Here is a 24,838-nt window from a genome sequence, read left to right on the forward strand (position 1 = left end):
CCCAGGTTTATATTTCGAAGAAATCGACGCTACTTCCCTCTTTCAGGGTCACATACGCCTTCTTCCAGTTGGAACGCTTGCCATAGTGACGGCCGAAACGCTTGACCTTCCCAGCGACATTGACCGTGTTAACTTCGGCGACCTCGACCTTGAAAAGCTTCTCAACGGCTTCCTTGATCTCGATCTTGTTCGCGTCGCGGTCGACCTCAAAGGAGACGACGTTCTTCGAATCCTTCTCGATGGTTGTCTTTTCAGTGATGAGTGGCTTCTTTATCACGTCGTACAGGTTCATGACTGCAACACTCCTTCGATCGTACGAACAGCCGACTGGGTAACGATGATGTTATTATATTTGACGATGTCGAAGACATTCAGGTGTTCTGCCTTGAGTACTTTGACATCCTTCACGTTACGGGCCGACAGTTCAAGGTTGAGATTCGGCTCGTCCACAACCACGAGCGTCTTGGCCAGATCGAATGCCTTCAGCACCGTCACGAACCCCTTGGTCGAGATGGACGGAAGAGTAAAGGAGTCAAGAACGGACAGCTTGTTCTCCTTGTAAAGCATCGAGAGCGCAGACCGTACGGCTGCCTTGCGTGCCTTTTTATTCATTGAAAGGCTGTACACCTTCGGACGGGGACCGAAAGCAACACCACCTCCGACGAAGTGCGGGGCGCGAATGCAGCCCTGACGGGCTTGACCGGTACCCTTCTGACGATAGGGTTTCTTGCCGCCACCGGACACAATTGCACGGTTCTTTACCGACACGGTTCCCGCACGGCGATTGGCAAGTTGGACCTTTATAGCCTCATGGATGAGATATTCTTTGACCTCGCCGTTGAAGACGTTGTCATTCAGATCCATTTCACCCACTTTGTTTTTGCTGATATCAAACACATCAATGGTTGCCATACTCATTCTCCAGATTCTGCCGGTCTATCGAGGCTTGACGGTATCCTTCACAAGGACGATTCCATTTTTCGCCCCGGGAATCGCCCCTTTGATGAGCAGTATATTGTCGGCGGCATCAACACGAACCACCTGCAGTCTCTGTACGGTCACCCTCTCATTGCCGAGCTGGCCGGGCATCTTCTTGTTCTTGAAGACGCGTGAGGGGTAGGCCGAGCTGCCGATCGAACCGGGGGCGCGATGAAAGCAGGAACCGTGCGAAGAACGCCCGCCACGGAAGCCCCAGCGCTTGATAACGCCTTGAAAGCCCTTACCGATACTGGTGCCGGTAACATCGATATACTCGCCCACTTCGAACGCGTCCGCGGATATAACGTCGCCAACATTATAGTGGTCGACATCATCGAGCCTGAACTCGCGAATGTGGGCGAATGCGCCCTGGCCGGCCGCCTTGATGTGGCCGAGCATAGGCTTGGTGACTTTTCTTGCCTCCTGGGACAGAAAACCGACCTGAATAGCATCATAGCCGTCAGTTGCACTGGTCTTCTTCTGGAGCACGACACACGGACCGGCCTGAACGACAGTAACCGGAATGCGCTTGCCGTCTTCTGCAAAGATCTGGGTCATCCCCAGCTTTTTCGCTATAAGTCCCTTCTTCATGGTTGCAGTCCTATTCTAGAGTTCTCGCTAGAGCTTGATTTCAACATCCACACCGGCCGAAAGGTCGAGTTTCATAAGCGCATCAACCGTTTGCTGGGTCGGGTCGAGAATGTCGATGAGACGCTTGTGGGTCCTAATCTCGAACTGCTCGCGAGATTTCTTGTCCACGTGCGGTCCACGAAGTACGCAGTACTTGTTGATTACGGTGGGAAGCGGAATCGGACCCGCCACACGGGCGCCGGTGCGCTTCGCCGTGTCAACAATCTCTCCGACCGATTGGTCGAGGAGTTTATGATCAAATGCCTTAAGGCGGATTCTAATCTTTTGACTTGGCATCTCTTCCTCGCAACAACGTTATTCGATAATGGAGCTGACGACGCCGGCGCCCACGGTGCGGCCGCCTTCGCGAATCGCGAACCGAAGACCTTCATCCATCGCGATCGGCGTGATCAGATTGATCGTCACCGCCACGTTGTCCCCAGGCATTACCATCTCGGTCCCGGCAGGAAGGTCTACTACGCCAGTCACGTCCGTCGTACGGAAGTAGAACTGCGGACGGTACCCGTTGAAGAACGGAGTGTGACGGCCACCTTCTTCCTTCGTCAGGATGTACGCCTCGGCCTTGAACTTGGTGTGCGGAGTGATGCTCCCCGGCTTCGCAAGCACCTGGCCACGCTCGATGTCTTCTCGCTTCACGCCCCGCAGAAGGGCACCGATGTTGTCACCGGCGCGGCCTTCGTCCAGAAGCTTGCGGAACATCTCGACTCCGGTCACCGTGGTCTTGGCAGTGGCCTTGATCCCGACGATCTCGACCTCCTCACCCACCTTGACAATTCCGCGTTCCACACGGCCCGTGGCTACGGTACCGCGACCGGAGATCGAGAATACGTCCTCGACAGGCATCAGGAACGGCTTGTCTACGGCCCGCTCGGGCTCGGGAATATAGTTGTCAACGGCTTCCATCAGCTTCAGGATGGCTTCTTCGCCCAGCTCGTCCTTGTCGCCATTGAGCCCCTTGAGCGCGCTCCCCTTGATGATCGGGATGTCGTCACCCGGGAAGTCGTAGGAGGAGAGCAGCTCGCGAATCTCGAGCTCTACCAGCTCGAGCAGCTCTTCGTCGTCTACCATGTCGGCCTTGTTCAGGAACACGACAATGTAGGGCACGCCAACCTGACGGGCAAGCAGGATGTGCTCGCGGGTCTGCGGCATGGGGCCATCGGCGGCGGATACGACGAGGATCGCGCCGTCCATCTGCGCCGCACCGGTGATCATGTTCTTCACGTAGTCGGCGTGACCCGGGCAGTCCACGTGGGCGTAGTGACGCTTCTCGGTCTCGTACTCCACATGGGACGTGGCGATGGTGATACCGCGCTCGCGCTCTTCCGGAGCGTTGTCAATCTGGTCAAAACCACGGAACTCTGCCTGGCCGCGCTCTGCCAATACCTTGGTTATGGCCGCCGTCAGCGTGGTCTTGCCATGGTCTACGTGGCCGATCGTTCCTATGTTGACGTGCGGTTTCGTCCTCTCGAATTTTGCCTTTGCCATGCAGGATTCCTCCCTCGCTGAATTTGACTAGCCCTTAACCTTTGTGACGATTTCTTCGGATACCGACTTGGGCACCTGCTCGTAATGATCGAATGTCATTGTGTAGGTAGCCCGACCCTGTGTGGCGGAACGGAGATCCGTGGCGTAACCGAACATCTGAGCCAACGGAACCATTGCGCTGACAACCTGGGCCCCGGCACGACCCTCCATTCCCATGATTCTGCCACGGCGGGAGTTCAGGTCGCCGATCACGTCGCCCATATATTCTTCCGGGACAACAACCTCCACTGACATGATCGGTTCGAGCAGAACAGGGCCTGCTTTAGCCGCCGCCTCTTTGAAGGCCATAGAACCGGCAATCTTAAATGCCATTTCCGAGGAGTCAACCTCGTGATACGATCCGTCAACGAGGGAGACCTTGAAGTCAACTGTCGGATAACCGGCGAGAACACCGGTCTCCATCGCCTCCCGAACCCCCTTGTCAACTGCCGGGATATATTCCCTGGGAACAACACCGCCCTTAATCGCGTCCACAAATTCGTAGCCTTTGCCGGCCTCCTGAGGCTCAAGCTCGATCCAGACATGGCCGTACTGACCACGGCCGCCGGACTGCCGGACGAACTTGCCTTCGACTTTGACCTTTTTGGTAACAGTCTCACGATAGGCAACCTGCGGCTTGCCGACATTCGCCTCAACCTTGAATTCGCGCATGAGGCGATCAACGATAATCTCGAGGTGCAGTTCGCCCATGCCCGCGATGATGGTCTGACCCGTCTCCTCATCCGTTCTGACGCGGAACGAGGGATCCTCGCTTGCAAGTTTCTGAAGGCTGATGCCGAGCTTCTCCTGATCGGCCTTTGTCTTCGGCTCGATGGCAATGTCAATAACCGGCTCAGGAAACTCGATGGACTCGAGCACTACCGGGGAATCTTCCGGACAGAGCGTATCACCGGTCGTCGTGTACTTGAGACCGACTGCCGCCGCGATGTCGCCGGCGTAGACCTCTTTGATCTCTTCACGCTTATTTGCGTGCATTTTCAGCAGACGACCAATACGCTCTTTCTTTTCTTTCGTGGAGTTATATATGTAGGATCCGGAGTTGAGCACGCCGGAATAAACACGGAAGAAACAGAGCTGACCTACAAAGGGGTCGGTCATGATCTTGAAGGCAAGAGCCGAGAACGGCTCGTCATCGGACGCCTTACGGGCTACTTCCTCACCGGTCTTGGCATCGATACCGGTAATGGCGGGAATATCCAGCGGCGAAGGGAGATACGCGACAACCGAATTAAGAAGGTTCTGAACGCCTTTATTTTTGAACGACGAGCCACAGATGACCGGACAGATCTGGATATCGATCGTTGCCTTGCGGATGGCGCTCTTGATTTCGTCAGTGGTGAGCTCCTCACCACCGAGATACTTCTCCATCAGCACATCGTCAAACGTAGCAATTTCCTCGATGAGCTTCTCTCGATACTCTTGAGCCATCTCAACAAGATCGGCAGGAACTTCAGCCTCGCGATACTTGGCCCCGAGAGAATCCTCATCCCAAATAATCGCCTTCATTTCTACCAGATCAACAACCCCGCAAAAGGTATCTTCAGCACCGATCGGCAACTGGATCGGTACAGGGTTGGCCTTGAGACGATCACGAATCATGCCGACGCCGCGGAAAAAATCCGCGCCGACCCGGTCCATCTTATTGATAAAGGCAATACGGGGAACACGATACTTGTCGGCCTGGCGCCACACGGTTTCCGACTGCGGCTCAACGCCACCAACGGAACAGAACACGGCAACAGCCCCATCAAGCACGCGCAGAGAACGCTCAACCTCGATAGTAAAGTCCACGTGACCGGGAGTATCAATGATATTGATCCGGTTGTCACCCCAGAAACAGGTCGTAGCTGCGGAGGTTATCGTAATACCCCGCTCCTGCTCCTGCTCCATCCAGTCCATGGTGGCGGCCCCCTCATGAACCTCACCAATCTTATGCGTCACACCGGTATAATAGAGTATGCGCTCAGTTGTCGTCGTCTTGCCGGCGTCGATATGAGCCATAATCCCGATGTTACGGGTTTTTTCAAGCGAAACCTGACGTGCCACAAATCCCTCCAGTTAGCGTTTCAAAGACCAGCTACTTACTACTACCAGCGATAGTGCGCAAAGGCCCTGTTGGCCTCAGCCATACGATGCGTATCCTCGCGCTTCTTCACCGCGGCACCGCGGTTATTGTAAGCATCGAGAATCTCGCCGGCAAGCTTGTCGGTGATGGTCTTCTCGGAACGCTCATTGGCATAGCGAACAAGCCAGCGCATAGCAAGCGACACCCGACGGTCGGCCCGAACCTCAACCGGCACCTGGTAGGTGGAACCACCAACGCGCCGCGACTTCACCTCGAGCATAGGCTTGATATTGTCGAGACACTTCTTAAGAACCTTCACAGGCTCCTCACCAGCCTTCTGCGACACAATGTCAAGCGCACCATAAAGCGCTCGCTCAGCCGTACTCTTCTTGCCATCAAGCATTATGACGCTCACAAGCTTGGCAACAACCCGATCATTGAACTTGGGGTCGGGAAGAATAACCCTTTTGGCAACTTCTCTTCTTCTCGGCATATTACCCTCTCACCAAAGTCGTTTACTTGGGCCGCTTGGCGCCATACTTGGAACGACCCTGCTTCCGGTCCTTAACACCCACAGAGTCGAGTGTTCCACGAACAATATGATAACGGACACCAGGAAGGTCCTTGACCCTTCCACCCCGAATCAGAACAACGGAGTGCTCCTGCAGATTGTGCCCGACACCCGGAATATACGAAGTGACCTCGATTCCATTCGTCAAACGGACCCGCGCAACCTTACGGAGCGCGGAGTTCGGCTTCTTCGGGGTCGTGGTATACACCCTGGTGCACACCCCACGCTTTTGCGGACAACTCTTGAGAGCAGGCGAATCCGACTTCACTTTCTTACTCTGCCTGCCACTGCGAATCAACTGGTTAATCGTAGGCATAGATCCCTTCTCCCAATACCCGCCCAAAGGGGCATTCTCCCTGCGGAAGCGACAAAAATATCAGCCCGACAAGACACTGTCAAGTCTTTTTTCATTTTTTTCGAGGAGGGGCTGCCCCCTCCTCGGCTGTTTTCTACTCGTCAAACGAGTCGACATCATCCTCCATGTCGACATCAAAGTCGTCCCGGGGCCGCACAGGCTCGACCAACTCAAACTCTTCAACGGCGGCCTGCTCGGCAACAAGTTTGAGGTTGCGGTAGCGGGAAAGCCCCGTCCCAGCAGGGATAAGCCGCCCCATAATAACATTTTCCTTAAGACCACGAAGGCTGTCGACTTTACCTTCAATGGCAGCCTGTGTCAACACTTTTGTCGTCTCCTGGAAGGAAGCCGCCGAAATGAACGATTCTGTCGAGAGAGACGCCTTGGTGATGCCGAGCAGCAACGGCTCCGCAATGGCCGGTCGCCCTCCTTTAGTGAGGACGCGATCGTTTTCCTCCTCGAACACAGACCGTTCGAGTTGATCGTCGATGAGGAAGCTCGTGTCACCCACGTCTTTAATGCGAACGCGGCGCAGCATCTGGCGGACTATGACCTCAATGTGCTTGTCGTTGATCTTGACGCCCTGGAGCCGGTAGACTTCCTGGACTTCGTCGACGAGGTAACGCGCGAGTTCCTTGAGCCCGAGCACCCTCAGAATGTCGTGGGGGTTGGATGATCCGTCCATCAGGGCCTCACCGGCCCGCACATAGTCGTTCTCATGAACACTTATGTGCTTGCCTTTGGGGATGAGGTATTCCTTGGGCTCACCCATCTCAGGGGTAACGATAACCTTCCGCTTGCCCTTGGCATCCTTGCCGAAAGTTACGAGACCGTCGATTTCCGAAATGACGGCAAAGTCCTTGGGCTTGCGAGCTTCGAAGAGCTCGGCAACGCGGGGCAGACCGCCTGTAATATCCTTGGTCTTGGTGGTTTCCCGCGGGATCTTGGCGATAACGTCACCGGCATTGACGAAAGAGTCTTCTTGGACCGAAATGTTGGCGCCCACCGGGAGGAAATAACGTCCCATGGCGATTTCGCTGATTTTGACGGTTTTGCCGGCCTCGTCCTTGATCGTGATACGCGGCCGCTTGTCAGGATCGCGGGACTCGATGATCACCTTGCGGGAAAGCCCGGTGACTTCATCAAGTTGCTCCTCCATGGTTACGCCTTCGACGATGTCGCCGAACTTGATCCGGCCCGTAACCTCAGTAAGGATGGGGATGGTGTAGGGGTCCCACTCGGCAAGGGTTTCGCCCGGTTTGACCACTTGATCGGGACCCGCCTTGATCTTGGCACCATAGACGATGACGTATTTCTCGCGCTCACGGCCGGTCTCGTCGACCACCGCCAGTTCACCGTTACGGTTCATGACGATGTGGTGCCCTTCCGAGTTGATGACGCTATTGATATTGATGAACTTCACGCGTCCCTCTGTCCGGGCTTCCAGCGAGGTCTGCTCGGCATGCCGCGATGCGGTACCACCGATGTGGAAGGTACGCATGGTGAGCTGCGTACCCGGCTCGCCGATCGACTGGGCGGCAATGACGCCGACCGCCTCGCCGAGGTTTACCAGGTGACCGCGAGCCAGGTCTCGGCCATAGCACTTGGCGCAGATACCGCGCCGGCTCTGGCAGGTAAGCACCGACCTGATCTTGACCCGCTCGAGCCCCGAGTCCTCGACCTTTTTCACGAGGTTTTCATCAATTTCCTGGCTTGCTGCGACGAGTACCTCGCCGGTGACCGGATCAAGGATATCGTCGAGAGCAACCCGGCCGAGAATGCGGTCGCCGATGTGCTCGATGATCTCCCCCCCCTCGGTGAGGGCGGAGACAACGAGCCCGTCAAGGGTGCCGCAGTCATTCTCGGTGATAATGGCATCCTGCGCCACGTCCACGAGTCGCCGGGTGAGGTAGCCGGAGTTTGCGGTCTTGAGGGCCGTATCAGCGAGACCTTTCCGGGCGCCGTGCGTCGAAATGAAGTACTGGAGTACGTTCAGACCTTCGCGGAAGTTCGCGGTAATCGGTGTCTCGATGATCTCGCCCGACGGCTTGGCCATGAGGCCCCGCATCCCGGCAAGCTGGCGAATCTGCTGGGCCGAACCCCGGGCACCCGAATCGGCCATCATGTGGATGGAGTTGAAGGACGGAATCTTGATCTCCTGTCCCTCCGGGGAAACGACCGTGTCCTTGGAGAGGTTGTCGAGCATCTCCTTGGCAATCTCCTCCGTGGCTTTCGCCCAGATGTCGATAACCTTGTTGTAGCGCTCGCCATCGGTAATAAGACCCTCGGTGTACTGGTTCTGGATCTCCTGAACCTCTTCAGTCGCCTTCTCGATGATCACCTGCTTCCCTTCCGGGATCACCATGTCATTCATGCAGATGGAGATACCCGCCAGGGTCGAGTAGCGGAAACCGGTTTCCTTGAGCCGGTCGGCCAGGATAACGGTCTCCTTGTTCCCCGCCAGACGGTAGCAGACGTCGATCAGGTTCGTAAGCTCCTTCTTGCTCATCACCTTGTTGATGGCGGAGTACGGAATCACCTCGGGCAGAATCTCCCGCAGAATGATCCGGCCGACAGTGGTGTCAATGATCTCGGGCAGTTCCTGCTCATCGGCCTGGACGTTCTTCATCCGGACCTTGACGCGGGCCTGGATGTCGACCTCGCCCGCGTCGAAAGCGATGCGGACCTCGTCAGGAGACGAGAATATCTTGCCCTCGCCCTTGGCGAAATTCCGCTCGCGCGTCATGTAGTAAATCCCGAGAACCATGTCCTGGGATGGCACAATGATCGGCTTGCCGTGGGCAGGCGAGAGGATGTTGTTGGTGCTCATCATAAGCACGCGGGCTTCCACCTGACTCTCGATGGAAAGCGGCAGGTGAACCGCCATCTGGTCACCGTCGAAGTCGGCGTTGAAGGCGGTACAAACGAGCGGATGGAGCTGGATCGCCTTGCCTTCGATGAGCACCGGCTCAAAGGCCTGAATGCCGAGACGGTGCAGGGTCGGTGCCCGGTTGAGCATGACCGGATGCTCCTTGATGACCTCTTCAAGCACGTCCCACACTTCGGGCCGCTCCTTCTCCACCATCTTCTTGGCGCTCTTGATGGTGGTGACGAAGCCCCTCTCCTCCAGCTTGTTATAGATGAACGGCTTGAAGAGCTCCAGGGCCATCTTCTTGGGAAGGCCGCACTGGTGCAGGCGCAGTTCCGGACCGACGACGATGACGGAACGGCCCGAGTAGTCGACCCGCTTACCGAGCAGGTTCTGCCGGAAGCGGCCCGATTTTCCTTTCAGCATGTCCGAAAGGGACTTGAGGGGTCGCTTGTTGGGGCCGGCAATGGCACGGCCGCGACGGCCGTTGTCGAACAGGGCATCGACCGCTTCCTGAAGCATCCGCTTCTCGTTGCGGATGATGACCTCCGGCGCCTGCAACTCCATGAGACGCTTGAGACGGTTGTTGCGGTTGATGACGCGCCGGTAGAGGTCGTTCAGGTCCGAGGTGGCGAAGCGGCCGCCGTCAAGGGGCACCAGGGGGCGGAGTTCCGGCGGCAGGACCGGAATGCACTCGAGGATCATCCACTCGGGGCGATTGCCCGACTCCTTGAACGCCTCGACAACCTTGAGGCGCTTGGCGGTCTTCTTCCGTTTGGCCTCACTGGTTGCCTCCATCATCTCCACCCGGAGCTGCTCGGCAAGCTGGTCCAGCTCGAGGGCCTTGAGGCAATCGCGGATCGCCGCGGCTCCCATGCCGGCCTCGAAGCGGTCGCCATGCTCCTCGCGGGCCTTGAGATACCGGTCTTCCGTCAGGACTTCAGCCATGGTAAGGCCCGTTTCGCCGGGACTGGTCACGGCATAGGCCTCGAAATAGAGCACCTTCTCAAGATCCTTGAGAGAGATGTCGAGCAGGTTGCCGATCCGCGAGGGGAGCGACTTGAGGAACCAGATATGGGCAACGGGCGTGGCAAGGTCGATGTGACCGAGACGCTCGCGGCGCACTTTCGAGGGGATGACCTCGACGCCGCACTTCTCGCAGACGATGCCGCGGTGCTTCATCCGCTTGTACTTGCCGCAGTTGCACTCATAGTCCTTGGTGGGACCGAATATCTTGGCGCAGAAGAGACCGTCGCGCTCAGGCTTGAACGTCCGGTAGTTTATGGTCTCAGGCTTCTTGACCTCCCCGAAAGAGCGTTCGCGGATCTTGTCCGGGGATGAAATGGATATGCGAATGGCCGAGAAGTGAAGCGGGTCCTTCGGTTTATCAAAAAAGCTGAAAAAATCTTCCAATGTCTGATCCTCCTCAGCGTAGGAGTGGGTGCTTTCCGTGTACGTTTCAACGGGCCGGCGGGACGATGCCAGCCGACCCGGACAAGCTGCTAGTCTTCATCCCCTTCGAGCAGTTCCACATCGAGGCAGAGGGACTGGAGCTCCTTGATGAGAACGTTGAAGGACTCCGGAAGCCCCGGCTCAAGGGTGTGCTTGCCTTTGACGATGGCCTCGTACATCCGCGTCCGTCCCGCCACGTCGTCGGACTTGACGGTCAGGAACTCCTGGAGTGCATAGGCGGCGCCATAGGCTTCCATGGCCCAGACCTCCATCTCCCCGAGGCGCTGACCGCCGAACTGGGCCTTGCCGCCGAGCGGCTGCTGGGTCACCAGACTGTAGGGTCCTATGGAGCGGGCATGGATCTTATCGTCGACCAGGTGATGAAGTTTGAGGACATACATGACCCCAACGGTGACCTTATGCTTGAAGGGCTCGCCGCTTTTGCCGTCATAGAGGGAAACCTGCGCGGTTTCATCAAAGCCGGCCTTATTGAGCATGCTCCGGATCTGCTCCTCCGAAGCCCCCTCGAAGACGGGGGATGCCATTGCGACGCCCCGCTGGAGCCGCTTTGCAACGTTCATGAGCTCGTCCCTGCCGAGAGAATCAAGGAACGAGTCCATCTCTGTGGTGCCATACACATCCTTGAGATAGCCTTTGATGTGGTCGGCCGGCGAGTAGCTTTCGAGCATCTCCTCGATCTTCCAGCCGATGCCCTTGGCTGCCCAGCCCAGATGGGTTTCGAGAATCTGGCCCACGTTCATACGGGACGGAACGCCGAGGGGGTTCAGAACGATCTCGACCGGACGACCGTCCTCCATGTACGGCATGTCTTCCTCGGGGAGGATACGGGAGACGACACCCTTGTTACCGTGACGTCCGGCCATCTTGTCACCCACCTGGAGCTTCCTCTTGATGGCGATGTAGACCTTCACCATCTTGATGACGCCCGGCGGCAGGTCGTCGCCGCGCTTCAGCTTCTGGACCTTGTCATCGAACACGTAACGGATTATGTCGATCTGCTGCTGGAGCGTCTGGAGAATCGCCGACACTTTCTCGTCGACCCCCTCCTCACCGGACACGGAAATGTCGTCCCAACGATCGAGCGGGATCGCATCAAGGTCCTCTTCGGTAATGACGGCACCCTTGGCGATGACGGTCCGGCCGCTCTTGTCCTCCACCTTGACGGCGGCGGACTTGCCGACGAGGAGCTTCTTGAGTTTGCCCACGGCGGAATTGCGGATGATGCGGATCTCATCCTGCTCGTCCTTGCGCAGCTTATCCTCTTCCATCCGCTCGATCATCTCGGTACGGGAGTCCTTGTCGGCCCCCTTGCGCGAGAAGATCTTGGCCCCGATGACGGTTCCCTCGACCCCTGGCGGGACGCGCAACGAGGTATCGCGGACATCTCCCGCCTTCTCGCCGAAGATGGCGCGGAGGAGCTTTTCCTCCGGCGAAAGCTGAGTTTCGCCCTTGGGGGTGATCTTACCCACCAGGATGTCTCCCGGCTTCACCTCGGCGCCGATCCGAATGATCCCCGATTCGTCCAGGTCCTTCAGGGCCTCTTCGCCCAGGTTCGGGATATCGGAGGTGATTTCCTCCTTGCCGAGCTTGGTGTCGCGGGCAACGCACTCAAACTCCTCGATGTGGATCGAGGTGTAGCGGTCGTCCTTCACGAGCTTTTCGGACACGAGGATGGAGTCCTCGAAGTTGTAGCCGCCCCACGGCATGAAGGCAACCACCACGTTCTGCCCGAGGGCGAGTTCGCCCATGTCGGTGGAGGGACCGTCGGCAATGACGTCGCCCCGCTTGACATGGTCACCCACCTTGACCACCGGCCGCTGGTTGATGCAGGTGTTCTGGTTGGAGCGGGCAAACTTGATCAGGTTGTAGATGTCGACGCCGGTGCCGGTTTCATCGAACTCGTCCTCGTCGATCTTGACAACGATGCGGGAAGCGTCGACCGACTCGACGATGCCGGTGTGGCGAGCCACCACTGACACCCCGGAATCCTTGGCAACGACTCGCTCCATGCCGGTGCCCACGAGGGGCGAGTCGGCTTTGAGGAGCGGCACCGCCTGGCGCTGCATGTTCGAACCCATGAGTGCGCGGTTGGCGTCGTCATTCTCAAGGAACGGAATGAGCGATGCGGCCACGGAGACGAGCTGCATGGGAGCAACGTCCATGAGTTCGAGCTCGTCCCGGTGGACCAGCAGGAATTCGCCCGACTTGCGGGCCGACACGTATTCGTTCACGAAGCGGCCGTCCTCGTCCATCTCGGCGTTGGCCTGGGCGATGGCGTGCCCCTCTTCCTCCAGAGCCGAGAAGAACTTGACCTCGCTCGTCACCTTGCCGTCCTGGACGATGCGGTAGGGGGTTTCAACGAAGCCGTGCTCGTTGATGCGGGCATAGGTGGAAAGAGACGCGATGAGGCCGATGTTCGGACCTTCCGGGGTCTCGATGGGGCAGACCCGGCCGTAGTGTGTCGGGTGTACGTCGCGAACCTCGAATCCGGCACGCTCGCGGGTCAGACCACCCGGTCCGAGGGCCGAGAGCCGGCGCTTGTGGGTAACCTCGGAGAGGGGGTTCGTCTGGTCCATGAACTGCGAGAGCTGCGACGAGCCGAAGAACTCCTTGACGACCGCTGACACGGGCTTGGAGTTGATCAGGTCGTGCGGCATGAGGTTCTCGACCTCCTGGAGACTCATCCGCTCCTTGATGGCGCGCTCCATCCGGACGAGACCGATCCGGTACTGGTTCTCCAGCAGCTCGCCCACGGCGCGCACGCGGCGGTTGCCCAGGTGATCGATGTCATCGATGGTGCCCTTGCCGTTCTTGAGGTCGATCAAGTAGCGAACCACCTCGAGCACGTCGTCTTTCGTCAGCGTCTGGCAGTCGAGGGGAACGTTCAGCCCGAGCTTGAAATTCAGCTTGAGACGACCAACGGCAGAAAGGTCATACCGCTCGGCATTGAAGAACAGGTTCTCGAAGAGGGCCTGGGCGCTCTTGAGGGTCGGCGGATCACCTGGGCGGAGCCGGCGGTAAATCTCGATAAGAGCCTCTTCCGTTGCGGCGATCTTGTCTGCGATGAGCGTATCGCGAAGCGACGAGGTCACATGGAGGTTGTCGATGAAGAGCACCTTGAACTCGGTGATCCCCTTGGCCTTGATGTCATCAAGGCGCGCCTGGGTGATCTCGTCATTGCACTCTACGATGACTTCGCCGGTGGACGGGTCAACGATATCGTTGGAGGCATATTTGCCCAGCACCTCCTCCATGGTAATCGGAATCTGCGTGATTCCGTGCTCGGTCATCTTGCGGATGGCCGCCTTGGTGAACTTGCGGTTGGCCTTGAGCAACACTTCACCCGTCTTAGGCGCAACGATGTCTACGGATGCCTTCTGGCTCGCGAGCAACTCCGGATCGGCTTTCTTCCACATGCCCTCGGCAGCGACGAGGATCTCCTCGCTCTTATAGAAGTAGTTCAGCAGGGCTTCCGCTGAATAGCCAAGTGCCTTGAGCAGCACGGTTGCCGGCATCTTGCGGCGGCGGTCGATCCGCACGAAGAGGATGTCTTTGTGGTCGAACTCGAAATCGAGCCAAGAGCCACGGTAGGGAATTACCCGTGCCGAGTAAAGCACCTTACCGCTGGAGTGGGTCTTGCCTTTGTCATGGTCGTAGAAAACGCCCGGTGAGCGGTGGAGCTGGCTGACGATAACCCTCTCCGTGCCATTTATGATGAACGTACCGTTCTCAGTCATGAGCGGGATCTCGCCGAAGTAGACCTCCTGCTCCTTGATATCGCGGATGGAACGGACGCCGGTTTCCTTATTCACGTCCCAGACCACGAGCCGAACCTTCACCTTCATGGGAGCGGCGAAGGTCATCCCGCGCTGGTGGCACTCCTCAACATCGTACTTGGGAACGCCAAGAGTATAGGTAACGTACTCAAGCGAGGCCGTGTCGCTGAAATCCTTTATTGGAAAGACGCTTTTAAAAACCGCCTCAAGCCCACTGTTCTTGCGGGCCTCGGGGGGAGTGTCGATCTGGAGGAATCGTTTGTAGGAATTCTTCTGGATGTCAATCAGATTGGGGATGTCGATGATCTTCTTGATCTTGGCGAAATTCTTGCGCAGAAGCTGGTTATTCGCAATTGAATAAGCCATATATTCTCCTTCGGCGATGCCCTGAGGCATTCAACCCACTGGAATTATTAGAAACTAGGCACCCACTCCCGTCACTACGGTCACCGCTTCAGAACTAAAATAGAAGAGCCAAGGCCGCGCGTGGCGACCTTGGCTGCATGCTGAAGCAGTAGGCTGATGCCTTACTTGATCTCGACTTCAGCGCCGGACTCGACAAGCTGCTTCTTGGCCTCTTCAGCCTCTTCCTTGGACACGCCGTTCTTGACCGGCTTCGGAGCGCCGTCAACGAGGTCCTTGGCTTCCTTGAGGCCAAGACCGGTAAGGGCGCGAACGACCTTGATGACGCCGATTTTGTTGGCACCGGCACTCTTGAGGATAACGTCGAACTCTGTCTTCTCTTCAGCGGCCTCGGCAGCGGCTGCCGGAGCAGCGGCGGCAACAGCTACCGGAGCGGCGGCGGAGACGCCGAACTTGTCCTCGAGCTCCTTCACGAGCTCGGCAAGTTCGAGAACGGTCATATTTTCAATGAAGCTGATGACATCGGCCTTGGTGATTTCTGCCATTTTCCTATTCCTCCGTTATGTGTTCTTACCGTTGATGGTTGAAAAATCAGTTGCCTTCCTTCTGGACCTTGATCGCGTTGAGCGCGCGGACGAAGCTACCCGGTACGGCAGCCAGAACGCCAACGAAGTTCGCCACTGGAGCGTTGATCGTGCCGAGCAGTTTGGCGATGAGGACCTCACGGCTCGGAAGGTCTGCCAGGGACTGGATATCGGCAACACTGATAGCCTTGCCGGTCAGTACGCCGGCTTTGAGCTTGAAGGTGTTCGGCTGAGTCTTGGCAAACTTCGACAGCACCTTGGCGGCGGAGACCGGATCGTCATAGCTCAGGGCGATGGCGGTCGGACCGGCAAAATGCTGGGAGAGCGACTCTTTGTCGGTGTCGCGGGACGCAAGCTCCAGCAGCGTGTTCTTGACAACCTTGTACTCGACGGCCGCCGAGCGCAGCTCATTTCTCAGTGTCGTGGCCTGCCCGACGTTCATGCCGCGGAAATCGGCGAGAAACACCGCCTTGGCCCGCTGGAGCTTGTCGTGCAGTTCTGCCACTTGTTGTTGCTTGGTTTCCTTATTCAAGCGCCTTCCTCCTTTCTGTCTGGTATGAGGGCCTGGGCCCCAGCCAAAGTCAGAAAGTGCGGGAATAACTGATTCCTACGACTAACCCAAGTCTCGGCAGGCCCTGTGTGTGCTTAGGTCCGGACATGAGCGTCCGGACACCTGCTGTCTTTGACTTTGGCTTTATATGGATTGACGTCTAGACAAGCTTTGCCTGGACATCAGAAATGTCGAGGTTGAGGCCCGGACCCATGGTCGAAGAGATGCTGATCTTCTTGACATAGGTACCCTTGGCCGCAGAAGGCTTAGCCTTGATGAGCGCCTCAACGAGAGCAAGCAGGTTTTCCTTGAGCTTATCGGCGTCAAAGGAAACTTTACCCACAGGGGCGTGAACGATACCGGCCTTTTCGACCCGGAACTCGACCTTACCGGCCTTCGACTCCTTCACGGCGCGCCCCACATCGAAGGTGACCGTGCCGACCTTGGGGTTGGGCATGAGGCCGCGGGGACCGAGCAGCTTACCGATCTTGCCGACAACACCCATCATGTCGGGGGTGGCGATGGCGGTATCGAATTCGAACCAGCCTTCCTGGATCTTGGTGACAAGATCCTCGGCTCCAACGTAATCAGCGCCGGCCTCGCGGGCCTCTTTCTCCTTTTCGCCCTTGGCGAAAACGAGGACGCGAACGTCCTTGCCGAGACCGTTGGGCAGAACAACGGCGCCCCGGACCATCTGATCGGCGTGACGGGGGTCAACCCCCAGCCGCACGGCAACCTCGACGGTCTCGTCGAACTTGGCATAGGCTGCGGACTTAACGCTCTCTATACCTTCCACGAGGGGATACGTCCGGCTCCGGTCAATCTTGGCCTGGGCCTCCCTGTGCTTTTTCGCAGTATTCGGCATCGCTTTCCACCCTTTCTCTAGTTGACTATTTCAACGCCCATGCTGCGGGCGGTACCTTCAACCGTCCTCATGGCCGCCTCAAGAGAGGCCGCATTCATATCGGGCAGCTTTTTGGTGGCGATTTCCCTTACCTGTTCACGGGTGAGTTTGCCCACCTTGTTCTTATTGGGAACACTAGAACCGCTCTCAATGCCGACGGCTTTCTTGATGAGCACCGACATGGGCGGAACCTTCGTGATGAAGGTGAACGAGCGGTCGGCGTATACCGTTATGACGACGGGGATGATGGTTCCTTCGTCAGCCTGGGTCTTGGCATTGAATGCCTTGCAGAACTCCATGATATTGACGCCGTGCTGACCCAGAGCAGGGCCGATCGGGGGGGACGGGTTCGCCTTGGCTGCCGGGATTTGCAGCTTGATGTAACCGGTAATCTTCTTGGCCATTGCTTACTCCTTGTTTCTCGTACGAGACGTTTTCCGTATCTGGTCAGCAGGAGTCGGCGTCCTACTGCTTTTCTACCTGCATGAATTCAAGCTCCACGGGAGTTGCGCGCCCAAAGATGCTCACCATGACCCGCAGCTTCCCCTTGTCAGGCTTAACATCCTCCACTACGCCGGCAAAGTTCAGGAACGGACCGTCCACAACCCTGACGGTTTCGCCCACCTCGAACTCAACCTTCGGACGAGGTTTTTCAGCCCCCTCCTCCATGCGCCGCGTGATCTTCGCGACCTCTTCGTCGGGAATCGCAAAGGGGTTGTTCCCCCCCACAAACCCGGTGACCTTCGAGGTTTCCTTGACCACATGCCACGTTTCGTCGTTCAACTCCATGTTGACGAGAATGTAACCCGGAAAAAACTTGCGCGACGACGTCTTCTTCTCGCCCTTCTTCAACTCGACCACGGTCTCGGAGGGAATGAGTATTTCGCCGAAAAACTCTTCGAGCCCCAGGTTCTTGACCCGCTCCTGGAGAGAAAGACGCACCTTATTTTCAAATCCGGAGTACGTATGTACCCCGTACCACTTCTTCGACATAGTTGATTGAGTCCTTTACCCCAGGATGATGCGCATCAGCTTGGCGAGCACAACATCGCAGACGCCGAGATAGACGGAGATGAGCAGGACGATCGCGACAACAACCCAGGTGGTTGAGACGGTTTCTTTGCGGGTAGGCCAAGTTACCTTGCCAAGCTCGGCCTTTACTTCCGTGAGAAATTCTTTTGTTTTGGCGATCACGCGTGGACCCCACAATGCTTGTAAAATGGCAGGCCAGGAGGGATTCGAACCCCCAACATCCGGTTTTGGAGACCGGCGCTCTAGCCGTTAGAGCTACTGGCCTGCGTTCAGGGGGGGCCGCGATACACTCGCAACCCCGAACCGACAGGCTGCTACTTGGTTTCCTTGTGCACGGTATGGGTACGGCAGAAGCGGCAGTATTTCTTGAACTCCAGCTTCTGAGGCGTGTTCTTCTTGTTTTTGGTGGTTGTGTAGTTCCTCTGCTTGCACTCGGTGCAGCCGAGGGTGATGATATCTCTCATTGCTTATCCCTTCACACATAAACCGGGGCGGATGATATCCGCCCCGGCCCGAACTATTCGATAATGGAGCTGACGACGCCGGCGCCCACGGTGCGGCCGCCTTCGCGAATCGCGAACCGAAGACCTTCATCCATCGCGATCGGCGTGATCAGATTGATCGTCACCGCCACGTTGTCGCCAGGCATTACCATCTCGGTCCCGGCAGGAAGGTCTACTACGCCAGTCACGTCCGTCGTACGGAAGTAGAACTGCGGACGGTACCCGTTGAAGAACGGAGTGTGACGGCCACCTTCTTCCTTCGTCAGGATGTACGCCTCGGCCTTGAACTTGGTGTGCGGAGTGATACTCCCCGGCTTCGCAAGCACTTGGCCACGCTCGATGTCTTCACGCTTCACGCCCCGCAGAAGGGCACCGATGTTGTCACCGGCGCGGCCTTCGTCCAGAAGCTTGCGGAACATCTCGACTCCGGTCACCGTGGTCTTGGCAGTGGCCTTGATCCCGACGATCTCGACCTCCTCACCCACCTTGACAATCCCCCGCTCCACACGGCCCGTGGCTACGGTACCGCGACCGGAGATCGAGAATACGTCCTCGACAGGCATCAGGAACGGCTTGTCTACGGCCCGCTCGGGCTCGGGAATATAGTTGTCAACGGCTTCCATCAGCTTCAGGATGGCTTCTTCGCCCAGCTCGTCCTTGTCGCCATTGAGCCCCTTGAGCGCGCTCCCCTTGATGATCGGGATGTCGTCACCCGGGAAGTCGTAGGAGGAGAGCAGCTCGCGAATCTCGAGCTCTACCAGCTCGAGCAGCTCTTCGTCGTCTACCATGTCGGCCTTGTTCAGGAACACGACGATGTAGGGCACGCCTACCTGACGGGCAAGCAGGATGTGCTCACGGGTCTGCGGCATGGGGCCATCGGCGGCGGACACGACGAGGATCGCGCCGTCCATCTGCGCCGCGCCGGTGATCATGTTCTTCACGTAGTCGGCGTGACCCGGGCAGTCCACGTGGGCGTAGTGACGCTTCTCGGTCTCGTACTCCACATGGGACGTGGCGATGGTGATACCGCGCTCACGCTCTTCCGGAGCGTTGTCAATCTGGTCGAAACCACGGAACTCTGCCTGGCCGCGCTCTGCCAATACCTTGGTTATGGCCGCAGTCAGCGTGGTCTTGCCATGGTCTACGTGGCCGATCGTTCCTATGTTGACGTGCGGTTTCGTCCTCTCGAATTTTGCCTTTGCCATGCAGGATTCCTCCGAGCTGTTCAATTTTGAGAATTAGCTTCTCGTTGAAATAAGTGGAGCCCACAACCGGACTCGAACCGGTGACCTCTTCCTTACCAAGGAAGTGCTCTACCTCCTGAGCTATGTGGGCGCATGTGAAATTTGGAGCGGGAAACGGGACTCGAACCCGCGACCCTCAGCTTGGAAGGCTGATGCTCTAGCCAACTGAGCTACTCCCGCCAAATCGTCATCGAAGCGTCTTGAAGCCTCCGCACGACGTCGCCCCCAGTACGGGCAACCTAAGGTCTCCTGGGAATACGGCCGACCATGCGGGACTTCTGCAGATTGTATGGTGGAGGGAGGAGGATTCGAACCTCCGAAGTCGTTCGACGACAGATTTACAGTCTGTTCCCTTTGGCCACTCGGGAATCCCTCCAGACGAAGAAGAAAGCCTTACTGCTTATGGAGCTGGCGACAGGACTTGAACCCGCAACCTGCTGATTACAAGTCAGCTGCTCTACCAGTTGAGCTACGCCAGCGCGAAAAACTCTTATGCACGCTTTTACGCGCAGAGTCAAGTTTTTTTCGCAAAAACAAGAATCAAATTTGTAATCCACTATCGCGCACGTGTCAAGTGAAATTTTATCTCTCCTCGACCGGGGTGTCGAGGGAATCCGCGCAAGCGCTCAGAGAACTAGAAAGGTAGCAAATCCTTGGCGCGAAGCGTATCGACAAGAAGGCATGCCGTCCCGGCAGGGTCCTTCTCGCCGTCACCGAGGATCTGTCCCTTTGCGCGCTCAGGTGAAAAGATCCTGCTGACCCAGGTGGGTGAGCCCTTGAGTCCAATGGCTGCTGAATCAAGCCGCAACACCTCGTTGTTCCAGACCTCCACCGCACAGGAAGCCGCCATGAGCCGGGCAGGAACTGCGGGGTAGCGTGGCCGGTTGATCTCCCGCACAACCGTCAACATGGCAGGAATCGTCCCCTCAACCAGTTCGTACCGCCCCTCCAGCTTGCGGCGGACCCGGATCGTGCGGGCGTCCATGTCGATACCCTCGATGCGGTCCACCAGCGTAAGCTGGGTCATGCCAAGACGGGTGGCAATGCCGGGCCCCACCTGCGCCGTATCGCCATCAATGGTCTGCTTCCCGCAAAGGACCAGCGCCACTTCGTCCTCTTCGGCAAGCTTGCGGATTGCGGCGGAGAGGACATTGCTCGTGGCAAGAGTATCCGCACCACCAAAGGAACGATCGGACAGCAGAATCGCCCGGTCAACGCCGAGCGCAACTGCCTTGCGAATGGTCGCTTCGGCATTGGGCGGCCCCATGGAGATGGCGGCCACACGAACGCCATAGCGATCCTTGAGCCGCAGGCTTTCCTCCAGGGCGTGGGTATCATAGGGATTGACGATGAAAGGAATCCCCTCCCGCACCAGGGTATTGGTGACGGGATCGATCTGCACCTGGGTGGTGTCGGGAACCTGCTTCACACAACAGATAACAAGCATGGCGGCACTCCTGGGCTTGCGGGGCGGCAATCCGATCTGCTTCAATTAAAAAGCATCTCATCACCCCGGTCAAGTCCTTCGCGGCCGGAATCCACCTCCAGACCGCCCCCCTCCTCCACCGGCCCCCCCCAGAAGCTCACGGGCTGCCGACTCCCTGCCGCAGGCCCGCAAGGCCTCGAGCACGTTACGCCTCTCGGCCGGCAGATGCCAGAGCAATAGGGCTTTCTGCAGCCTCTTCTCCCGATCCCCCCGCGGCACGTGAACCGACGCTCCGGTAAAAGGATCGAGCCCCGTGTGGTACATGCAGGTGGAAAGGGTCCCAGGCGTGGGTGTGAAGTCCTGCACCTGCTCAACCCTGAGACCGGCCCGCTTCAGGGACAGGGCGAGCTCGACCATATCGTCCAGGGTGCAACCGGGATGACCCGACATAAGATAGGGTACGACGTACTGCTTTTTCCCGAGACGGGAGGATTCGCGGCGGAAGCGTTCCAAGAAGCGGTCGAAGGACTCCTTGCCGGGCTTGCGCATGAGATCGGTGACCCGCGCAACCATGTGCTCAGGGGCAACCTTGAGCAATCCCCCCACGTGGTGGGCGACCAGCTCCCGGAAGTAGGCGGGTTGCCGCTCCATCAGATCGTAACGGATGCCCGAAGAGACCGCCACATTCCGCACCCCCCGGACACCCCGCACCGCCCGCAGCAGAGCGGCCCCCCGCTCCCCGCCCACCGCCAGGTATCGACAGGGCGAGGGGTAGAGACAGCTTTCCCTGCGGCACGCGTGACCGCCCCGGGTGTTGCCGCAGTGCACGCCGTACATGTTCGCGGTGGGCCCGCCCACGTCGCTCACGCTCCCGCGGAACCAGGCCATGGCGGCCATCCGCTCCACCTCGGCGAGCACCGAGCGTTCGCTGCGGGACTGGATGACCTTGCCCTGGTGGTGGGTAATGGCACAGAAGGAGCACCCGCCGAAGCAACCACGGTGAGTGGTGACCGAGGCCCGGATCTGCTCGTAGGCGGGAATCGGCTCACCATGGGAGGGATGAGGCGCCCGCTGAAACGGGAGCGCATAGACCGAGTCCAGTTCCGCTTCTTCCAGAGGATAGGCCGGAGGATTGCACAGGAGGATCCGGTCGCCGTGCCGCTGCACCAGGGGATGCGCACAGTGCGGATTCTGCTCGCGGGAAAGGAGGCGAAACGCCTCGGCGTAACGGTGACGGTCGACGGCCACATCTTCGAAGGGGGGAAGCTCCACAACTCCGGCAGGAGGCGCGGCACCACGGCCGAGAACGACCGCCGTCCCCCTGATGTCGGCAATGGCCTGGAACGGTTCGCCGGCGCGCAGCCGGCGGGCCAGCTCCAGGATGGGGCGCTCGCCCATGCCATGGACGAGCAGGTCGGCCTTGGCGTCCAGCAGCAGCGAGCGGCGAACCTTGTCCTCCCAGTAGTCGTAGTGGGCAAAGCGCCGCAGGCTGGCTTCGATGCCGCCGATCACCACCGGCACGTCACGGTAGGCCTCTTTCAGCCGGGAGGTATAGACGATGGTGGCGCGATTGGGACGGGCGCCGTGACGGTTGCCGGGGGTGTAGACATCGTCGTGCCGGAGCTTCCTGGCGGGCGTGTAATGGGCCACCATGGAATCCATGGCACCTGAGGAAACGGCAAAGAAGAGCCGGGGGCGCCCCAGCGCCATGAACGGCTCGCGGGAGCGCCAGTCCGGTTGGGGAATGATCCCGACGCGGAAACCGTGGAACTCGAGCCAGCGCGCCAGGAGCGGCACGCCAAAGGCGGGATGGTCCACGTAGGCGTCGCCGGTGACGAAGACGATGTCCAGCTCGTCCCAGCCGCGCTTCAGGGCTTCGCCGCGGGTGACAGGGAGAAACGACATGGCCGGAAGGCGCCGTCAGGGGACGAGCGCCAGCCCCTCCAGGCCGAGCCCTTCGGGCAGCCCGCACATGATGTTCATATTCTGCACCGCCTGTCCCGAGGCGCCCTTGACTAGGTTGTCGATGGCTGAAACCACGATGACCCTGCCGGTACGCTGATCCACAACCACTCCGATGTCACAGAAGTTAGAGCCGCGCACATGGGCGGTGGACGGCACACCGCCGGCGGGAAGGACCCGCACGAAGGGCTCGCCCTCGTAGAACTCGGCATAGAGCCCGGCTAGCTCGGCGGTAGTGACGGGAGTGAGCAGCCTGCCGTAGATGGTGGAGAGAATCCCGCGATCCATGGGAGCAAGGTGGGGGGTAAAGGTGATGGTGATCCGCTCGTCGGCCAGCAGCGACAACTCCTGCTCCATCTCGGGGGTATGACGATGGACGCCGCCGACGCCGTAGGCCTTGAACCCCTCGTTGACCTCGCAGTAGAGGTTGTCCACCTTGGCACCGCGCCCGGCCCCGGAAACGCCCGAGGCAGAATCGGAGATGATGCCCGTCGTCTCGATGAGCTTATGCTTCAGGAGCGGTTGCAGCCCGAGAATGACGCTCGTGGGGTAGCACCCGGGGTTCGCCACAAGCTTGGCCCCCTTGACGGCAGCCCGACGCACTTCAGGCAGGCCGTAGACCGCCTTGGGAAGGAGGTGCGGGTTCATGTGGGGCTCGTACCATTGCTCGTAGGTGGCGGCATCGTTGAAGCGATAGTCGGCCGACAGGTCGATCACCCGCTTGCCGAGCTTCAGGAAGGTGGGAACCACTTCCATGGCCGCCTTGTGGGGCAGCGCCGTGAAGATGATGTCCGCTTTCTCCGCCACCCGGACCGGCTCGAGATTTTCGAGCACCTGGGCGTAGCGCCCCCGCAGGGACGGAAACAGGTCGGACACGGACTTGCCCGCACTCTGCTCCGACGTGATGCAGGTGACCGCCGCCTCCGGGTGGCAGTGGAGGATGCGCAGAAGTTCGACACCGGTATATCCGCTTGCTCCGACAACGGCTACTTTCAGCATGGCACGCTCCCCTTCCTGGAGAAATGAACGATGAACCGGAAACCTGGATACGCAAAAGGGGAAAACCCGCAGGTTTTCCCCTCTGTCCATCCGAAAACGGCGTAAGCCGATTAACGCTTGGAGAACTGGCAGCTTCTGCGGGCGGCCCGCTTGCCGTACTTCTTCCGCTCCTTGATGCGGGAATCGCGGGTGATGAAGCCGGCCTTCTTCAGGGTGCCGCGCAGGGCAACGTCCACTTCAAGCAGGGCCTTGGTGATGCCATGCTTGATGGCGCCGGCCTGACCGGAGTCGCCGCCGCCCCTGACATTGACGTAGATATCGAAGGCGCCGACCTTCTCCACGAGCTCCAGGGGCTGCTTGACGATCATTTTGGAGGTCTCGCGACCGAAGTACTCGTCGATCGGCTTGTTGTTGATGACGATGGCGCCCGTGCCCGGCTTGAGCCAGACCCTTGCGACCGACGACTTGCGCTTACCCGTACCGTAGTAGCTGATTCCTGCCATTCGTAATCTCCTGATGGTTCGTTCGTAATCCGATTAAATATCGAGGGTCTTGGGCTGCTGGGCCTCGTGCGGATGCTCGGGGCCGGCATAGACCTTGAGTTTCTTGAGCATGTGGCGGGCAAGCTTGTTCTTGGGGAGCATCCCCTTGACCGCCTTGCGGATCAGATCCTCGGGCTTCTTCTCGATGAGCTTGCCGGCGGTGATGGACTTGATACCACCCGGGAATCCGGTATGGTGGTAGTACATCTTGTCTGCGAGCTTGTTGCCGGTGAGCTGGAGCTTCTCGGCATTGACGACGACGACGAAGTCGCCCGTGTCGACGCTCGGCGTGTAGATCGGCTTCTTCTTGCCACGCAGGATGTCGGCGATCTCGGTGGCCATGCGACCGAGCACCTTGTTATCGGCATCAACCAGGTACCAGTCCCTGGTCACTTCTTCTTTCTTTGCAACCTTCGTCGTTTTCATCGAACCCTCACAGCATGGAT

The 24,838-nt window shown here is 58.6% G+C and carries 23 protein-coding genes and 5 tRNA genes; all 28 read right to left on the minus strand.

The features are described from left to right. Positions 1–7: 7 nt before the first annotated feature. Complete coding sequence (locus AABA48_RS11590) at positions 8–292, minus strand: 50S ribosomal protein L23 (RefSeq protein ID WP_010943484.1); 285 nt, start codon at positions 290–292, stop codon at positions 8–10. Continuing rightward, entirely contained in the window at positions 289–912 is a 624-nt protein-coding gene (gene rplD, locus AABA48_RS11595) for a 50S ribosomal protein L4 (protein ID WP_286350589.1), read from the minus strand. Before rplD ends, AABA48_RS11590 begins: the two co-directional genes overlap by 4 nt. A 24-nt stretch (positions 913–936) precedes the next feature. Then, entirely contained in the window at positions 937–1,569 is a 633-nt protein-coding gene (gene rplC, locus AABA48_RS11600; RefSeq protein WP_286350590.1) for a 50S ribosomal protein L3, read from the minus strand. Positions 1,570–1,596: 27 nt separating this feature from the next. Then, positions 1,597–1,905, minus strand: a complete 309-nt coding sequence (gene rpsJ, locus AABA48_RS11605) for a 30S ribosomal protein S10 (RefSeq protein ID WP_010943487.1) — start codon at positions 1,903–1,905, stop codon at positions 1,597–1,599. Between the two features lie 18 nt (positions 1,906–1,923). Continuing rightward, positions 1,924–3,114, minus strand: coding sequence for an elongation factor Tu (gene tuf / locus AABA48_RS11610; RefSeq protein WP_010943488.1), 1,191 nt, complete (start codon positions 3,112–3,114; stop codon positions 1,924–1,926). 27 nt (positions 3,115–3,141) lie between these two features. Beyond that, a complete protein-coding gene (gene fusA / locus AABA48_RS11615) occupies positions 3,142–5,220 on the minus strand; it encodes an elongation factor G (protein ID WP_338270389.1) in 2,079 nt (692 codons plus the stop codon). Positions 5,221–5,261: 41 nt separating this feature from the next. Then, on the minus strand, positions 5,262–5,732 hold the full coding sequence (rpsG, locus tag AABA48_RS11620) for a 30S ribosomal protein S7 (protein WP_014552003.1): 471 nt from the start codon (positions 5,730–5,732) through the stop codon (positions 5,262–5,264). A gap of 22 nt (positions 5,733–5,754) precedes the next feature. Beyond that, positions 5,755–6,126, minus strand: coding sequence for a 30S ribosomal protein S12 (gene rpsL, locus AABA48_RS11625; protein WP_286350592.1), 372 nt, complete (start codon positions 6,124–6,126; stop codon positions 5,755–5,757). 133 nt (positions 6,127–6,259) lie between these two features. Beyond that, positions 6,260–10,447: a DNA-directed RNA polymerase subunit beta' gene (gene rpoC / locus AABA48_RS11630; RefSeq protein ID WP_338270392.1), complete on the minus strand. Its 4,188-nt coding sequence runs from the start codon at positions 10,445–10,447 to the stop codon at positions 6,260–6,262. 89 nt (positions 10,448–10,536) lie between these two features. Then, the gene (gene rpoB, locus AABA48_RS11635) at positions 10,537–14,649 is read right to left on the minus strand and encodes a DNA-directed RNA polymerase subunit beta (RefSeq protein WP_338270393.1); all 4,113 of its coding nucleotides are present in this window, start codon (positions 14,647–14,649) and stop codon (positions 10,537–10,539) included. Between the two features lie 161 nt (positions 14,650–14,810). Further along, positions 14,811–15,191, minus strand: coding sequence for a 50S ribosomal protein L7/L12 (rplL, locus tag AABA48_RS11640; protein ID WP_286350595.1), 381 nt, complete (start codon positions 15,189–15,191; stop codon positions 14,811–14,813). A 46-nt stretch (positions 15,192–15,237) separates the two neighbouring features. Next, a complete protein-coding gene (rplJ, locus tag AABA48_RS11645; protein ID WP_338270396.1) occupies positions 15,238–15,762 on the minus strand; it encodes a 50S ribosomal protein L10 in 525 nt (174 codons plus the stop codon). 178 nt (positions 15,763–15,940) lie between these two features. After that, a complete protein-coding gene (gene rplA, locus AABA48_RS11650; protein ID WP_338270398.1) occupies positions 15,941–16,645 on the minus strand; it encodes a 50S ribosomal protein L1 in 705 nt (234 codons plus the stop codon). A gap of 17 nt (positions 16,646–16,662) precedes the next feature. Then, entirely contained in the window at positions 16,663–17,088 is a 426-nt protein-coding gene (gene rplK / locus AABA48_RS11655) for a 50S ribosomal protein L11 (protein WP_010943497.1), read from the minus strand. Positions 17,089–17,149: 61 nt separating this feature from the next. Beyond that, positions 17,150–17,677: a transcription termination/antitermination protein NusG gene (gene nusG / locus AABA48_RS11660; RefSeq protein ID WP_010943498.1), complete on the minus strand. Its 528-nt coding sequence runs from the start codon at positions 17,675–17,677 to the stop codon at positions 17,150–17,152. Between the two features lie 15 nt (positions 17,678–17,692). After that, on the minus strand, positions 17,693–17,878 hold the full coding sequence (secE, locus tag AABA48_RS11665; protein WP_286350598.1) for a preprotein translocase subunit SecE: 186 nt from the start codon (positions 17,876–17,878) through the stop codon (positions 17,693–17,695). Positions 17,879–17,904: 26 nt separating this feature from the next. Then, positions 17,905–17,981: transfer RNA gene (locus AABA48_RS11670), tRNA-Trp, on the minus strand. 49 nt (positions 17,982–18,030) lie between these two features. Continuing rightward, the gene (gene rpmG, locus AABA48_RS11675) at positions 18,031–18,180 is read right to left on the minus strand and encodes a 50S ribosomal protein L33 (protein ID WP_010943500.1); all 150 of its coding nucleotides are present in this window, start codon (positions 18,178–18,180) and stop codon (positions 18,031–18,033) included. A gap of 53 nt (positions 18,181–18,233) precedes the next feature. Then, positions 18,234–19,424, minus strand: a complete 1,191-nt coding sequence (gene tuf / locus AABA48_RS11680; RefSeq protein ID WP_010943488.1) for an elongation factor Tu — start codon at positions 19,422–19,424, stop codon at positions 18,234–18,236. A gap of 54 nt (positions 19,425–19,478) precedes the next feature. After that, positions 19,479–19,554, minus strand: a tRNA-Thr gene (locus AABA48_RS11685). Positions 19,555–19,566: 12 nt separating this feature from the next. Continuing rightward, a tRNA-Gly gene (locus AABA48_RS11690) sits at positions 19,567–19,643 on the minus strand. Between the two features lie 110 nt (positions 19,644–19,753). Continuing rightward, positions 19,754–19,839, minus strand: a tRNA-Tyr gene (locus AABA48_RS11695). A gap of 27 nt (positions 19,840–19,866) precedes the next feature. Then, positions 19,867–19,942: transfer RNA gene (locus tag AABA48_RS11700), tRNA-Thr, on the minus strand. A gap of 155 nt (positions 19,943–20,097) precedes the next feature. Continuing rightward, positions 20,098–20,910, minus strand: coding sequence for an electron transfer flavoprotein subunit beta/FixA family protein (locus AABA48_RS11705; protein ID WP_338270402.1), 813 nt, complete (start codon positions 20,908–20,910; stop codon positions 20,098–20,100). Positions 20,911–20,979: 69 nt separating this feature from the next. Continuing rightward, entirely contained in the window at positions 20,980–22,794 is a 1,815-nt protein-coding gene (locus AABA48_RS11710; protein ID WP_338270404.1) for a YgiQ family radical SAM protein, read from the minus strand. A gap of 15 nt (positions 22,795–22,809) precedes the next feature. Then, positions 22,810–23,850, minus strand: a complete 1,041-nt coding sequence (argC, locus tag AABA48_RS11715; RefSeq protein WP_338270406.1) for an N-acetyl-gamma-glutamyl-phosphate reductase — start codon at positions 23,848–23,850, stop codon at positions 22,810–22,812. A 110-nt stretch (positions 23,851–23,960) separates the two neighbouring features. Then, complete coding sequence (rpsI, locus tag AABA48_RS11720; RefSeq protein ID WP_010943504.1) at positions 23,961–24,353, minus strand: 30S ribosomal protein S9; 393 nt, start codon at positions 24,351–24,353, stop codon at positions 23,961–23,963. A 33-nt stretch (positions 24,354–24,386) separates the two neighbouring features. Continuing rightward, positions 24,387–24,818 carry a 50S ribosomal protein L13 gene (gene rplM, locus AABA48_RS11725; protein ID WP_286350602.1) on the minus strand — a complete coding sequence of 144 codons (432 nt, stop codon included), beginning with the start codon at positions 24,816–24,818 and terminating at the stop codon, positions 24,387–24,389. Between the last annotated feature and the right edge of the window lie 20 nt (positions 24,819–24,838).

This window comes from Geobacter sp. 60473 (assembly GCF_036323535.1).
Lineage (GTDB): Bacteria > Desulfobacterota > Desulfuromonadia > Geobacterales > Geobacteraceae > Geobacter > Geobacter sulfurreducens.

Bases quoted from the DNA above. Each gene is read 5' to 3' on its own strand.
- AABA48_RS11590 (WP_010943484.1), bottom strand. From the start codon at position 292: ATGAACCTGTACGACGTGATAAAGAAGCCACTCATCACTGAAAAGACA.
- rplD (WP_286350589.1), bottom strand. From the start codon at position 912: ATGGCAACCATTGATGTGTTTGATATCAGCAAAAACAAAGTGGGTGAA.
- rplC (WP_286350590.1), bottom strand. From the start codon at position 1,569: ATGAAGAAGGGACTTATAGCGAAAAAGCTGGGGATGACCCAGATCTTT.
- rpsJ (WP_010943487.1), bottom strand. From the start codon at position 1,905: ATGCCAAGTCAAAAGATTAGAATCCGCCTTAAGGCATTTGATCATAAA.
- tuf (WP_010943488.1), bottom strand. From the start codon at position 3,114: ATGGCAAAGGCAAAATTCGAGAGGACGAAACCGCACGTCAACATAGGA.
- rpsG (WP_014552003.1), bottom strand. From the start codon at position 5,732: ATGCCGAGAAGAAGAGAAGTTGCCAAAAGGGTTATTCTTCCCGACCCC.
- rpsL (WP_286350592.1), bottom strand. From the start codon at position 6,126: ATGCCTACGATTAACCAGTTGATTCGCAGTGGCAGGCAGAGTAAGAAA.
- rpoB (WP_338270393.1), bottom strand. From the start codon at position 14,649: ATGGCTTATTCAATTGCGAATAACCAGCTTCTGCGCAAGAATTTCGCC.
- rplL (WP_286350595.1), bottom strand. From the start codon at position 15,191: ATGGCAGAAATCACCAAGGCCGATGTCATCAGCTTCATTGAAAATATG.
- rplA (WP_338270398.1), bottom strand. From the start codon at position 16,645: ATGCCGAATACTGCGAAAAAGCACAGGGAGGCCCAGGCCAAGATTGAC.
- rplK (WP_010943497.1), bottom strand. From the start codon at position 17,088: ATGGCCAAGAAGATTACCGGTTACATCAAGCTGCAAATCCCGGCAGCC.
- nusG (WP_010943498.1), bottom strand. From the start codon at position 17,677: ATGTCGAAGAAGTGGTACGGGGTACATACGTACTCCGGATTTGAAAAT.
- rpmG (WP_010943500.1), bottom strand. From the start codon at position 18,180: ATGAGAGATATCATCACCCTCGGCTGCACCGAGTGCAAGCAGAGGAAC.
- tuf (WP_010943488.1), bottom strand. From the start codon at position 19,424: ATGGCAAAGGCAAAATTCGAGAGGACGAAACCGCACGTCAACATAGGA.
- AABA48_RS11705 (WP_338270402.1), bottom strand. From the start codon at position 20,910: ATGCTTGTTATCTGTTGTGTGAAGCAGGTTCCCGACACCACCCAGGTG.
- AABA48_RS11710 (WP_338270404.1), bottom strand. From the start codon at position 22,794: ATGTCGTTTCTCCCTGTCACCCGCGGCGAAGCCCTGAAGCGCGGCTGG.
- argC (WP_338270406.1), bottom strand. From the start codon at position 23,850: ATGCTGAAAGTAGCCGTTGTCGGAGCAAGCGGATATACCGGTGTCGAA.
- rpsI (WP_010943504.1), bottom strand. From the start codon at position 24,353: ATGGCAGGAATCAGCTACTACGGTACGGGTAAGCGCAAGTCGTCGGTC.
- rplM (WP_286350602.1), bottom strand. From the start codon at position 24,818: ATGAAAACGACGAAGGTTGCAAAGAAAGAAGAAGTGACCAGGGACTGG.